Origin of the sequence: Saccharibacillus qingshengii (assembly GCF_013185195.1) — a bacterium.
GTDB lineage: Bacteria > Bacillota > Bacilli > Paenibacillales > Paenibacillaceae > Saccharibacillus > Saccharibacillus qingshengii.
Genome location: NZ_JAAZWC010000039.1, coordinates 17,960 through 30,998, shown reverse-complemented (window position 1 = coordinate 30,998; position 13,039 = coordinate 17,960). Strand labels below are relative to the sequence as shown.

Here is a 13,039-nt window from a genome sequence, read left to right as displayed (position 1 = left end):
CGAACACGACCGTTAAGCCCTCTAGCGCCGATGGTACTTGGACCGCAGGGTCCTGGGAGAGTAGGAAGCTGCCAAGCTGAAAAGAAAAAGCCTTTACCGTAATCACGGTAAAGGCTTTTTTTGTGTTTGTATTTGCGTTAAGTCATGTCTAATTGTAAAATTTCAGGGAATTTGCGAAAAAATAATGTCGAAATTGTCACTTTTTCTTTCGATTTATAGTAGAATGGGATTTGGGTCTAAACAATGTCTTGGAAAGCGCCGATATTATTTAAGATAGGGATTTTTTTGAGATTGTAGGAGAGCGACAGATCGGCTTAGATCATCCAGGATGAGGAAGGCCCTAACCTCCAGATCAACTTCATATCCACTGTAGGAATGACAAACATTCCGCTAAGCTCCGTCTTATCTTTCTTCGCATGAATAAGAACGACCACATAGATAGAAACAGGATCCATCCTGTAGTAAAAACGCACCTGAATTAGAGACTAGGCTGTTACGCCGCAATCAAGTATTTGGGGAGGTACATTTTGAATAAACGTAAATTTTTGTCGGGTTTAGTTGCTGTATCGTTAGGATTAGGAGCAAGTTTCGCGGGCACTGCTTCTGCGCAAACGAGTCAAACTACACGTACCTATTCGGCTTCGCAAGAATTTGATACCGTTAAACAAGGAGCCAATCAGTGGTATTACGAGAAATTAGCGGGCACCGCCTATTTGGAACTTCTTTATGATAAAAACAATAAACGGTGGGCAGCTCCTCAGGGTTATCCCTGGGTTTCGGCGACGGCCCTCCATCCGGATCAGAATTTTGATGCGGTACGCAAATGGGTTTCGCCCGGAACAGGTACGATCTCGATTACCGGCAGTGTGCAAAAAGGCAGTCCGGAAGGCGATGGAGTAGCAGTAAGTATCAAAAAAGATGGAGAAACGCTTTGGAGTTCTATCCTTACGAACACGACTGCAGTAAAACCGACCGATGTCTCAAAAATATCTGTTGAACCAGGGACTGAAATTTCGTTTGTCGTAAATAAACGTACAGACTCCAACTATGACCATACTCTTTGGCAGCCCAACATTGTCTATACGGGGTCCAATACTTCGGCAAGCTTGGGGGCTTCGGCCAAAACATCCGCAGCGGGTCTCAAACCGTCTTCGGTCCTATCCGTTTTGGACTATGGAGCCAAAGCCGATGATTCGGGCGATGATTATGCAGCTTTTGTAGCGGCTATTGATGCGGGAAAATCTTTGAACAAACCGGTATATGTACCGGCAGGCAATTATGTCTTGAGCGAAATTTTGACGATTGATGGAGTTAAAGTGCAGGGAGCCGGAAAGTTTCTGACTACGCTCACTTCGACCGATCCTAGACGGGGTTCGATCGATCTCAAAGGAACCGGAGCCGAATTAAGCAATCTGAAGCACGCTTACCAAACTACCGTTCCTCGCGGAGACGGATCCAATGAGAAGAATAATATTACGGTGCGCGGCGCCAAAAACTTTAAAATTCAAAACGTATATGTCAGCAAATCAAGTACGGCGGGCATTATGGTTACCTATGGTTCAACCAACGGGATTGTGAGCGGCAATACCTTGGATTCGACAGGAGCCGATGGGATTCATATGACGGGTGGAAGCAATTATATTACGGTGGAGAACAACACAGTGCGCAAAGCCGGAGATGATACGATTGCAGTTGTCAGCTATATCGATAGCGATGTTTTGCCTGCCCATCATATTACGATTCGCAAAAACAACGTCGGTTACGGATCCAAAGCACGGGGAATTGCAGTGGTAGGCGGAACGGATGTAACCATTTCGAACAATTCGATTCAGGATACCAACATGGCCGGGGTTTATATTGCGGTAGAGGCTTCTTATAACACACGTAATGTGGATCGTATAACCGTTTCCAATAACATGATCAATCATACAGGGATTGCAGAACCGCAGAATCATCCGAACGTATTGGTATATGCTTCGCAGGGGATCGTAGACAACGTAGTGTTTAACAACAACATAATCAAAAATGGGGCTCATCGCGGAATTGGGGTCTGGGGAAGCGGATCGATTCAAAATATAACGTTCAACAAAAACACATTGATTAACCGAGTCGGAGAAGCGACAACATTCACAAATGGGAAAATTAAATTGAATCAAAATGTGGGTTTTTAAAAAAAGGATTGGAATATTTTAAATCCAGAAGAGTTTGAAAGAGTGAATGGGCGAGAAAAGCATTGGGTGAACAAGCGAGATAATCAGAGGGTTAAGGCAAGAGAGAAGCGGATATCGGCTGCAGCCGGCATCCGCTTTTTTGCGTATTTATCAGGGGCTGTGCTTAAGATTAGATTCAGATGTTTATATAACACTAGTCCTAAATTAACCTCTTTTCAATACCCTGAAACAGAAAAGGAACAATTCTTGAGAAAAAGGTCCGCTTGAATCGAGTATTGAAAAAGTTGTACGCTTGGATAGCAAGAATAAAGAGAAACAAAGGAGTGAAGGAGAAGCCTATGAACAGAAAATCAAAAAAAGTATGGTGGGTGATCTCCGTCGTCGTACTGGTCGCTGCGGTTCTGGCGATATGGAGAGGAGCCGTATTTTTGAAAGAAGAAGCAAAAACGGACAAAACAGAAGAAGTGACGGAAAAAGCGCCCGCGATCGAAATTCCGGAAGGAGCTCTATCGATTGTGGATGAAGGAGCGACACCCGATGATGATACCGACGACTTGTCCGCTATTCAAGCCGTACTCGATCGGGCCGCCGAACAAAAGAAGGCCGTATATATTCCGCCAGGCAATTATCGGTTAAGCGGGATTTTGACGGTAAACGGAGTCAGCCTACTTGGTGATGGAAGCGATAAAGCCATTCTGACCTCCACTAATCCGGAGAACGGATCGATCGATATGCAAGGAGACGGCGCTGTACTCAGTGGGTTTGCCCATGTATACGAGACAACAGTCGAACGCGGCAATGGAGCCAACGACAAAAATAGCATTACGGTAAAGGGCGCCAGCAATTTCAAAATTCTGAATCTGCTGATCGATAAGTCGAGTACTGCAGGCATTTTTGTAGGCGATGAGTCTTCGAACGGCACGATTACAGGGAACTCTCTTCGAAATACCGGTGCAGACGGGATACATATTACGAATGGAAGCACCGGAGTAACGATTACCGAAAACAGTGTACGCGAAGCGGGAGACGATACGATCGCGGTAGTCAGTTATGAAGAGAACTCGCAGACCACAAGCGACATTACTATTCGCGACAACGATGTAGGATACGGATCGAAAGCACGCGGCATCTCTGTTGTAGGTGGGGAGAACGTGAAGATCGAAAATAATCAGATTCGCGATACGGAGATGGCGGGCATTTACATCTCGGTGGAAAAAGAATGGGATACGCGGAATGTCAAAGACGTAAGTATTAGCGGCAACACGATCGAACATACAGGGACACGCATAGCCGGAGAACACCCCAATATTCTCGTATATGCTTCTCAGGGCAATATTGATGAGATCAAGTTTAACGGAAATACGATCAGTGATTCGGTGCACGGAGGGATCGGAGTATGGGGGAGCGGAGAGATCGGCAATATCTATTTCGACGCGAATAAACTCGAAAATACGAAAGGATTGGCAACAAACTTCAAAAGCGGCACCATTCATTCCGAAGGCAATACAGGGTTCTGAATTACAAAAAAGAAGTCGGATATTTGTGTCCGGCTTCTTTTTGTTATACTAGCTTGCTTGTTCACTTAAAATAGGTAAATTAGTCTGCTTGCTTGTGGGTAAAGTATAGGTAATTAGAACCAAAACGGACGTAAAGAAATCGAAAATGATTCAAGCCAAAATAGGCGGTTTATAAACTAGCATTGCAAAGGTAAATCGAAAGACAGCAAAGCGAAGTTAATTTTTTGAAAAGAATTGGTGAATAATCTGTTAACAATTTTCGGAAAAAGCAAAGCTGGCTACAGACTTTTGTTAGCAGCCTAGCAAATTCGCCAGCGCAAACAACATGAAAGGGGTTGGCGAAAAAACAAAGTGATAGCAAAAAAATATCATAGGGACTTTTGGCATCTACAGCGTGAGAAACTTCTTCTGAAAGAAAGAGGGCTGCATGACGGAAGGGAGTGGATCACGGCGAATTCGCATGGTTTACATAATCGTTTCATTTAACCTGGTTTAACGAAATAGAGCAGCATTTGATTGACGAACCCGGATATCGCCGGATAGACGGCAAAGGTTCGGATTTCACGTTTACACTTTTGAAAATGTAAGAGAATTCCAAGTATTTTACACAAGTCATCATTTTTACATTTTCATTTCATTTATTTTACAGTTTGCTTTAGCTCTATAGGATATTCGAGTCTATAACTTGCAGCAGAATGGATTCTTATGATGCTGCGTTAACTTATGGCCAAGCCGCTTACGGCTGCCGCTCATTTCTATTTTACGAAGACGGAGGGATTGTTCATGGAATTAAAAGAGTATCTAAGCGTCATTAAAAAAAGATGGTGGGTACTGGTACTAACCGTACTGGTCTGCTTTGCAGCCGCAATCGTGTATAACATGAAATACCAGCCGCTTTATCGGGCCTCGGTCGATTTGATCGTCAACGAACCTTCGATCACCAGTACGGGTCAAGCCCAGGTCGATTCGAGTTCCATCGAAGCCAACCTAAAATTGATCAATACGTATAAAAAAATCATTACTTCCGATTCGATTACCAAACTTGTCGTGGAACGCCACCCGGAGTTGAATCTTACTTCGACGCAAGTCGGCGACAAACTGATGATCGATTCGACGCAAAATACGCAGGTGATCAATGTATCGGTAGAAGCTCCTTCTTACGAAACGGCTGCTACGATCGCCAACTCGACAGGAAATGTTTTTATCAGCCAAATTCCCGAAATCATGAAAGTCAGCAATGTCAGCGTACTTAATGCAGCCGACCCGAACCGTTCGCCGGAGCCCGTTAATGATCATCGGCAAATGCTGATTATCCTGAGCCTTGTGGTTGGACTTATGTTGGGATTCGGCATTGTCTTCCTGCTTGAGTATCTGGATGACTCGGTCAAAACGGAGTTCGATGTCGAAAATGCGCTTAGTCTTCCTGTCCTTGCCAAAGTCGAACGGATTGCAAAAAGCGATTTGAAAAATCAGCAGGCCAACTATTCAGGACAACCGGAAGAAACGTCCGTACTGCGCACTGCCAACGAGCAGAGATAATCGAGGGTGCCCATGAAATTTATCCAACCCGAGCTTCCCGTTCTCATCTATCGGGATCAAATTCTTCCGCCGTCCGAGACTTTCATCAAAAGTCAGGCTGAACGTTTTGAGTCTTTTCATTCTTATTTTATGGGTTCCCGTCTTGTACCTGGGCTTCAGATCGAAACGGATAAGCAGATTATTATCAACACGGGAGGCATAGCGGGCCGAAGAAAAGAACTCGAGTTCAAACTTATGGGTCCCGGCCGTGTCCTGACCCGACGCCTCAAAGCGATCCAGCCCCGATTGATCCACGCCCATTTCGGTCCGGAAGGTTGTCTGGCCATGCCGATTGCGGAAAAACTCAAAATTCCTCTTATCGTTACTTTTCATGGTTACGACGCTACGACCAAAGACGAGTACGCCAGAAAATCTTATTATACCCATCGAAATTATCTAAAACAGCGTCCGAAACTGCAGCAAAAAGGAGCTCTTTTTATTGCAGTCTCCGATTTTATCCGCAGCAAGCTGCTCAGCCAGGGTTATCCGCCGGAGAAAGTGATTCGTCACTATATCGGAATCAACACGGAAACCTTCACTCCCGATTCCACGATCCAACGCCGCGACGCCGTGTTATTTGTAGGACGCCTGGTTGAAGTCAAAGGCTGCGCGTACCTGATCGATGCCATGGCCGAAGTGCAGCGCAGCAATCCCGAAGCGGAATTGATTATTATCGGTGACGGTCCTCTGCGCGGCGAATTGGAAGAACGGGCGGCATCGAAGTTGACCCGCTACCGATTCCTTGGCACCCAGTCTCCCGACGTTGTACGCGAATGGATGAATCAGGCCCGCGTATTCAGTGTTCCCAGCGTAAGAGCAGAGAACGGAGCCGAAGAAGGATTGGGTATGGTCTTCCTTGAAGCGGCAGCGATGGGACTTCCCGTTGCCAGCTTTGCAACCGGAGGAATTCCGGAAGCGGTCGAACATGGCAGAACCGGTTATCTGGCTCCGGAACGCGATGCGGCTAAACTCAGTTCGTACATCGAACGCTTGTTGACGGATCGCGACCTGTGGAAATCATTCAGCGAATACGGCCGCGTTCGGGTAAGCCGGAAGTTTGACCTGTATGAACAAACGCGCAAGATGGAAGAGCTGTACAAAATGGTGCTTTCCAAACAAGTTACCGGCGATCGGCTCTGGCAGGAAGCGATGCTTCCGTCCGTCGGCGAAGCCCAACACATTTTATAAGCATTCGTTGCGATACAACGCAAACTATTCACCTATTCCAAATTAAAGGCAGGCGATGAAAACGATGACTAGAGCGATGAGCAGCGGAACGTATCTGGTAGCCAACAAAAATTCGAGCGCGGAAGCTTCGGAATCGTACCGAACGCTGCGGACGAATATCCGTTTCTCTTCCATGGGACGTTCTTCGAAAGTCTTATTGGTTACTTCGGCGGGCAATCAGGAAGGCAAGACGACAACGGCGACGAATCTCGCGGTTTCTTATTCGCAGGAGAACAAAAAGGTACTGTTGATCGATGCCGATTTGAGAAATCCTTCTCTGCAAAAAGTGTTTCCGCGTTCGAATAAACGGGGACTCACGGATGTACTGAGCGGACAATGCGGCTTGGAAGCAGCAGTCTCGACAACGGCCATTCCGAATTTGTCGGTACTCACGGCGGGAACGATTCCTCCGAATCCTTCCGAAATTCTCGGTTCGGACCAGATGCAGGAGCTGCTGAAAGAAGTAGCCGGTTATTATGACGTTATTCTGCTCGATTCGCCGGCTGCGCTGGTCGTATCGGACGCCCAAATTCTCGGAACCTTGTCGGACGGCGTGGTATTGGTCGCCCATCAAGGCAAAGTAACCAAAGAAGAACTCAAGAAAGTCAAAAGAGGAATGGATCATGTGAATGCCCATATCCTCGGCGTGGTGCTGAACAAAGCTTAACTCTGCCGACTCGACATCCAAAGACAACCGAAGACATCCAAGATAAATGGAGGGGAAATCATGAGTGTAGTCAACAACGATGCCGAAGCGACAGAATATAACGAGATGGCTTTCCGAAATCTAACCTGGAACCGGGGAATCGTATTTAACGCAACCAAACGAAGTATGGATTTGGTGGCCTCCCTAATCGGTCTGATTTTGCTATCGCCTTTATTTCTCGTACTGGCCGTATTGATCAAGATTGAAGATCGCAGCGGACCGGTGTTTTTTAAACAAAAAAGATTCGGGAAAAACTCCAATATGTTCAGCATTTACAAATTCCGCTCTATGGCGACCAACGCGGAGCAGAGGCTGAAAGAAGACCCGGTATTGTTCCAAAAGTATGTGGCCAACAATTACAAACTGGAACAAGACGAAGACCCGCGCATTACTTCGATTGGCCGTTTCCTTCGCAAAACCAGCCTGGATGAACTGCCGCAGCTGTTGAATGTACTCAAAGGAGAGATGAGCCTGGTCGGACCGCGTCCGATTGTAGCCCAGGAACTGAAAGAGTACAAAGACCGCAAAACCGATCTGCTGTCGGTCAAACCGGGTGTCACCGGATATTGGCAGGTTAGCGGACGCAGCGATGTCGGTTATCCCGAACGCGTCGATCTTGAACTCTATTATGTCTACCATCGCACGATCTGGCTGGATATCCGGATTCTTTTCGCAACCGTCGTAAGCGTTCTGCTCAAAAGAGGAGCCTATTAACAGGCAGCCTCGGACCGACCCGACGATAGAAAGCCTACCCAACAACAAGACAGAAAGGGTGAATCCGAATGAAAGTCGCGATTATACACGATTGGCTGACCAGTTATGCCGGCTCTGAAAAAGTGCTGGAGCAGATGATTCATATTTTCCCCGAAGCGGAAATCTACAGTCTGGTTGATTTTATGCCCGAAAAAGACAGAGGATTCCTGCGCGGGAAAACGGTACATACTTCTTTCCTGCAAAAACTGCCGCTCGCCAAAAAGAAATATCGTCAATATCTGCCGCTGATGCCGCTTGCGATCGAACAGTTCGACCTGTCGTCGTACGACTTGATCTTGTCCAGTTCGCATGCGGTAGCCAAAGGCGTTATTACCGGGCCGGATCAGCTGCACATTTCTTACGTGCATTCTCCGATCCGTTATGCCTGGGATATGCAGCCGCAGTATCTGAAAGAGTCGGGTCTGGACAAAGGGCTGAAAGGAACCATGGCCAAAATGATTCTGAGCCGCATCCGGATGTGGGATTATCGGACTTCCAACGGTGTCGATCACTTCGTCGCCAATTCCCAGTTTATCGCCAATCGGATCTGGAAAGTCTACCGCCGGGAAGCTTCGGTCATTTACCCGCCTGTGAACGTGGCCGCTTTTACGGCTCGCGAAGACAAGGAAGACTTTTACCTCACCGCTTCACGGATGGTTCCGTACAAGAAAATGGATATGATCGCCGAAGCGTTCTCCCAGATGCCGGATAAGAAACTGGTCATTATCGGAGATGGTCCGGATATGGAAAAAGTACGCAAGTTCAAGTCGGCCAATATCCAAATTCTCGGTTATCAGCCGGATGAAGTGCTGGTCGATCATATGCAGCGTGCCCGGGCTTTCGTATTTGCGGCAGAAGAAGATTTCGGGATTACGCCGGTTGAAGCACAAGCGTGCGGAACGCCCGTGATCGCTTACGGAAAAGGCGGAGCTTTGGAAACGGTGAAAGGCCTCGACGAGATCCATCCGACCGGCGTGTTCTACAAAGAGCAAAGTCCGGCAGCAATGATCGCGGCGGTCGAACAGTTTGAACAGGAGAGCAGCAAAATTCTGCCGGCGAATTGTCGCAAGAATGCGATGCGTTTCTCGCCGGAAGTGTTCAGACAGAATCTGCAGACTCATATTCACAACAAGCAGCATGAGGACGGACGGCATTTCGGCGCGGAAAGAATGATTACACGGGTGCTTTAATCCGACTCTCAATTCAAAGGAGAAATGTTTCCATGAAACTTACATTTATAGGAACGGGTTATGTTGGTTTGGTATCAGGTGTCTGCTTTTCCGAGATTGGCAATGAAGTCACCTGCGTCGACAAAGACCTCGACAAGGTGGCGCGGCTTAATAAAGGCGAAGTACCGATTTACGAACCGGGCCTGCAGGAACTGATCGAAAAAAATACGCAGCTTGGCAATCTGAAGTTTACTTCCGATCTGACGAACTCAGTCCGCGAAGCGGATGTGGTGTTCATCTGCGTAGGTACGCCTTCGCTCGCAAGCGGCGAAGCCAATCTCGAATACGTCGAGCAGGTAGCTCAGGATATCGCTCTGGCAATGAACGGCTACAAAATCGTCGTCACGAAAAGTACCGTTCCGGTCGGCACCAACGACAAGATCAAGAAAATTGTCAGCCAGCTGAGTCCGCATCCGTTCGATATCGTATCGATTCCGGAGTTTCTGCGCGAAGGTTCGGCGGTCAAGGATACGCTGCGTCCCGATCGGATTATCATCGGAACGAGCAGCGAACGTGCCGCAGCTACGCTGACCGAACTGCATAAACCGCTGACTGACGAAATCATGGTTACGGAAGTACGCAGTGCGGAAATGATCAAATATGCTTCGAACGCGTTCCTGGCCACCAAGATTTCGTTCATCAACGAGATTGCGAATATCTGCGAAAAAGTAGGCGCGGATGTCACTCATGTGGCTCAGGGAATGGGCTATGACAAGCGAATCGGTTCTTCGTTCCTGCAGGCGGGAATCGGCTACGGCGGTTCGTGCTTCCCGAAAGATACCCATGCCTTGATCCAAATCGCGGGCAACGTGGATTACGAATTCAAACTGCTGAAGTCGGTGGTTGAAGTCAACAATGACCAAAGATTCAACATTATCGCCAAGTTGAATCATTCGCTCGGCAGCCTGCAGGGCAAAACGGTCGGAATCTGGGGATTGGCGTTCAAGCCGAATACGGATGACGTACGCGAAGCGCCGGCACTCGATATTATTCAGACGCTTCTGAGCGAAGGGGCTATTGTCAAAGCCTACGATCCGATTGCAACCGAGAACTTCCGCCGCTTCTTCCCGCAAGAATCGGATGTACAGTGGTGCGATACCGCTGTCGAAACCGCAGAAAGTGCCGATGCGCTCTGCCTGTTGACGGACTGGTCGGAATTCAAAGAGATCGATCTGAAGCAGCTGAACGGAGTAATGAAACAGCCGATCCTGATCGACGGACGGAATGTCTACTCGCGAGAACAGCTGGCGGATACCGATTTCCAATATTATTCGATCGGACGGCCGGAACTGGAAAGTCTGTCGCCGTTTCGCAATTCGGTGGCCTCGGACTAATCCGGGGCTTTCCATTATGGCAGAGAGGAGGAGCGGACGATGCAGAGCGGAACACCGCGCAATACTTTGAAAAACAATCAGTCGGAAAAAGGCATACGAATCTGGTGGCTGAATCCGACGATCATTTTTGCACTGCTGATGACTTTTATTCTGATCGGTGCCTACTTCATTACGGCGGACAGCTACCTTTCCTTTTACCGGGTAGACAAGTTTATTAACGAATCGAATATTATTTATTCCATCCTTCCGGTCTGCTGCTTCGTACTCGGCGGCATTCTCGCTTCCCTCGCGGGTCGGGGAACCAAACCTTCGAACGCGTTCAGCGAAGTGATGGTCAAAAAAGACTCTTTCATCAAGATGTGGATCGGCCTGCTGTTCGGATTCACCATGTTCGGCTATGCCGTCTGGTTCCTGATTATGCTTCGCAGCGGATTCACCTTAAGCTTGTTCTTGAATGTATTGAGCGGAGAACCGGGAGCCGTTTACGGTATCAAGGAAAGTTTCGAGAACGTAGCCGGTGTAACTTCATTTACCAACTTCGGCATTCCGTTCGTTATTCTGACGAGCTACTACCTGTTTTATAACAAGAAGAAGATTTACATATGGATGTTGGCTGCCGTGTTCGTGCTGACGCTGATGCGGGCGATCTTCTTCCTGGAACGCCTGGCGATTATGGAATTTCTGGTCCCGGCTGCCGTCGTCTACTTCTCCATGCGTGCCAAAATGAACCGCAGAACTCCCGGAATCAGCATATATCCGATTGTCGGAGTCGTGGCGCTTATCGGTTTCTTCGGTGTCAGCGAGTATTTCCGCTCGTGGCTCAGCTATTACGTCAACTATTATCCTTCTTTCTGGGAGTTTGTCGTTACCCGGTTCTTCGGTTATTACGTGACGGCGATCAACACGGGGACGCTGTACTTCCAGCATCTCGGATTCCATTGGCTGCCGTTCCCAAGCTCCACGGCAGAGTTTATCTGGAAGTTCCCGGGTGTGCCCGACAATGCGTACGAATCGATCTACGGATTCGAACCGCAGGAGGTTATCAACAATACGCTCGCTACCATGGGTAACCCGGAGTTCAACAATCCGTCCGGTCTGCTGCAACCTTACAGCGATTTTGGTTTTTCCGGAGGGCTGGTATTCTGGGTGATCGTCGGATTCTTCACCGGGGTGCTGTATAACCATTTCAAAAAAGGCCACACGTTCGGCATGATGATCTATCCGATCTGGCTGGTAGGGGTCCTGGAAATTCCGCGGTATTTCTACTTCGGCAGCGGCCGCTTCTTCCCATGTTGGATTGTCATTCTCGTGTTTACGCTTATTCTTCATTACAACCGAAAAAAGCTGACCAGTTGGCGGCTGAAAGGAGTGGGAGCCGGTGAGTAAAACGCGTATCTATATCAACGGCCGATTTCTCAAAGCTTCCGTAACCGGCGTTCAGCGGTATGCGTACGAGCTGCTTCGAACGATCGATCGCTTGATCGGCAGGGACGACCCTGCCGTTCGAGGTTACGAATTTATCGTACTGGCGCCGACCGGCGACATTCACGAGCTGGGTACCCGGCATATGGAAGTCAGACAAGAGGGACGTTTCAACGGACAATTATGGGAGCAGATCTCGCTGCCGAGTCTGGCCAAAGACGGTTTCTTGCTTAATCTGTGCAATGCGGCGCCGCTGTTCAAACGCAAACAGGCGGTTACGCTGCACGATGCGGCTGTCTACTCCGTGCCCGACACGTACTCCGCTGCGTTCAAATTGTGGTACAAGCTGATGTTCCGGACGCTGGGACGCACGGCGCCCCTGATCCTGACCTGCTCCAGCAATTCCAAAGAAGAGCTGGTGCGGCACTGCGGAATCCGCAGCGACAAGATCAAAGTCATTTACCACGGCAAAGAACATGTTCTTCAGACAGGAACCGCACCGAAATTTCCGGCTGAACAAGGACTGGAGCGGCCGTTCGTCCTGGCGGTCAGCAGTCAGAGCCCGAACAAAAACTTCCGCTCCATCGTCCGGGCCGCCGAGCTGATCGGCGATCAGGGATTCGACTTCGTGATCGCCGGCGGAACGAATCCGAAAATTTTCAAATCCGCCGATACGGAGCTTGGCGATAACGTCCGCCATGTCGGATATGTGGAAGACGAAGAACTGCGCACGCTGTACGACAGCGCATCCTGCTTCGTATTCCCTTCCTTCTATGAAGGATTCGGGTTTCCTCCGCTGGAAGCCATGGCCTGCGGATGTCCGGTTGTCGTATCTGACACGGCTTCGCTGCCGGAAGTCTGCGGAGACGCCGTATTGTACTGCGACCCGAACAGTCCCGAAGATATTGCGCAGAAAATTGCCAAAGTTATGGGCGATCCCGAATTGAGAAACGAAATGAAGCAAAAAGGATTGGCGCAGGCCGCGAATTTCTCTTGGGAGAAATGCGCCTACGAGACGCTGGACGAAGTCAAAAGCGTAGCGGCGGGGCGTACGGCCGGTCATACGGCGCGCAGCGACAGCCGCAAGGTCGAAGCTTGAGGA

The 13,039-nt window shown here is 48.7% G+C and carries 10 protein-coding genes and 1 rRNA gene; all 11 read left to right on the top strand.

All coding sequences use genetic code 11. The features are described from left to right. Positions 1-77: ribosomal RNA gene (rrf, locus tag HRQ60_RS24150) — 5S ribosomal RNA — on the top strand; the annotation flags it as partial. A 450-nt stretch (positions 78-527) separates the two neighbouring features. Continuing rightward, positions 528-2,171 carry a glycosyl hydrolase family 28-related protein gene (locus HRQ60_RS21735; protein ID WP_172200235.1) on the top strand — a complete coding sequence of 548 codons (1,644 nt, stop codon included), beginning with the start codon at positions 528-530 and terminating at the stop codon, positions 2,169-2,171. A gap of 338 nt (positions 2,172-2,509) precedes the next feature. Next, positions 2,510-3,688 carry a right-handed parallel beta-helix repeat-containing protein gene (locus tag HRQ60_RS21730; RefSeq protein ID WP_172200232.1) on the top strand — a complete coding sequence of 393 codons (1,179 nt, stop codon included), beginning with the start codon at positions 2,510-2,512 and terminating at the stop codon, positions 3,686-3,688. Between the two features lie 783 nt (positions 3,689-4,471). Then, entirely contained in the window at positions 4,472-5,227 is a 756-nt protein-coding gene (locus tag HRQ60_RS21725; protein ID WP_172200229.1) for a YveK family protein, read from the top strand. A gap of 12 nt (positions 5,228-5,239) precedes the next feature. Continuing rightward, a complete protein-coding gene (locus HRQ60_RS21720; protein WP_216671666.1) occupies positions 5,240-6,454 on the top strand; it encodes a glycosyltransferase in 1,215 nt (404 codons plus the stop codon). A gap of 64 nt (positions 6,455-6,518) precedes the next feature. After that, a complete protein-coding gene (locus HRQ60_RS21715) occupies positions 6,519-7,160 on the top strand; it encodes a CpsD/CapB family tyrosine-protein kinase (RefSeq protein ID WP_172200223.1) in 642 nt (213 codons plus the stop codon). Between the two features lie 105 nt (positions 7,161-7,265). Continuing rightward, complete coding sequence (locus HRQ60_RS21710) at positions 7,266-7,913, top strand: sugar transferase (protein WP_172200238.1); 648 nt, start codon at positions 7,266-7,268, stop codon at positions 7,911-7,913. Positions 7,914-7,981: 68 nt separating this feature from the next. Beyond that, entirely contained in the window at positions 7,982-9,142 is a 1,161-nt protein-coding gene (locus HRQ60_RS21705; protein WP_172200221.1) for a glycosyltransferase family 4 protein, read from the top strand. A gap of 32 nt (positions 9,143-9,174) precedes the next feature. Beyond that, positions 9,175-10,515 carry a UDP-glucose dehydrogenase family protein gene (locus HRQ60_RS21700; RefSeq protein WP_172200218.1) on the top strand — a complete coding sequence of 447 codons (1,341 nt, stop codon included), beginning with the start codon at positions 9,175-9,177 and terminating at the stop codon, positions 10,513-10,515. A 39-nt stretch (positions 10,516-10,554) separates the two neighbouring features. After that, positions 10,555-11,901: an O-antigen polymerase gene (locus tag HRQ60_RS21695; protein ID WP_172200215.1), complete on the top strand. Its 1,347-nt coding sequence runs from the start codon at positions 10,555-10,557 to the stop codon at positions 11,899-11,901. Next, a complete protein-coding gene (locus HRQ60_RS21690; protein WP_172200212.1) occupies positions 11,894-13,036 on the top strand; it encodes a glycosyltransferase in 1,143 nt (380 codons plus the stop codon). The genes HRQ60_RS21695 and HRQ60_RS21690 overlap by 8 nt, the downstream gene beginning before the upstream one ends. The last annotated feature ends 3 nt before the right edge of the window (positions 13,037-13,039 follow it).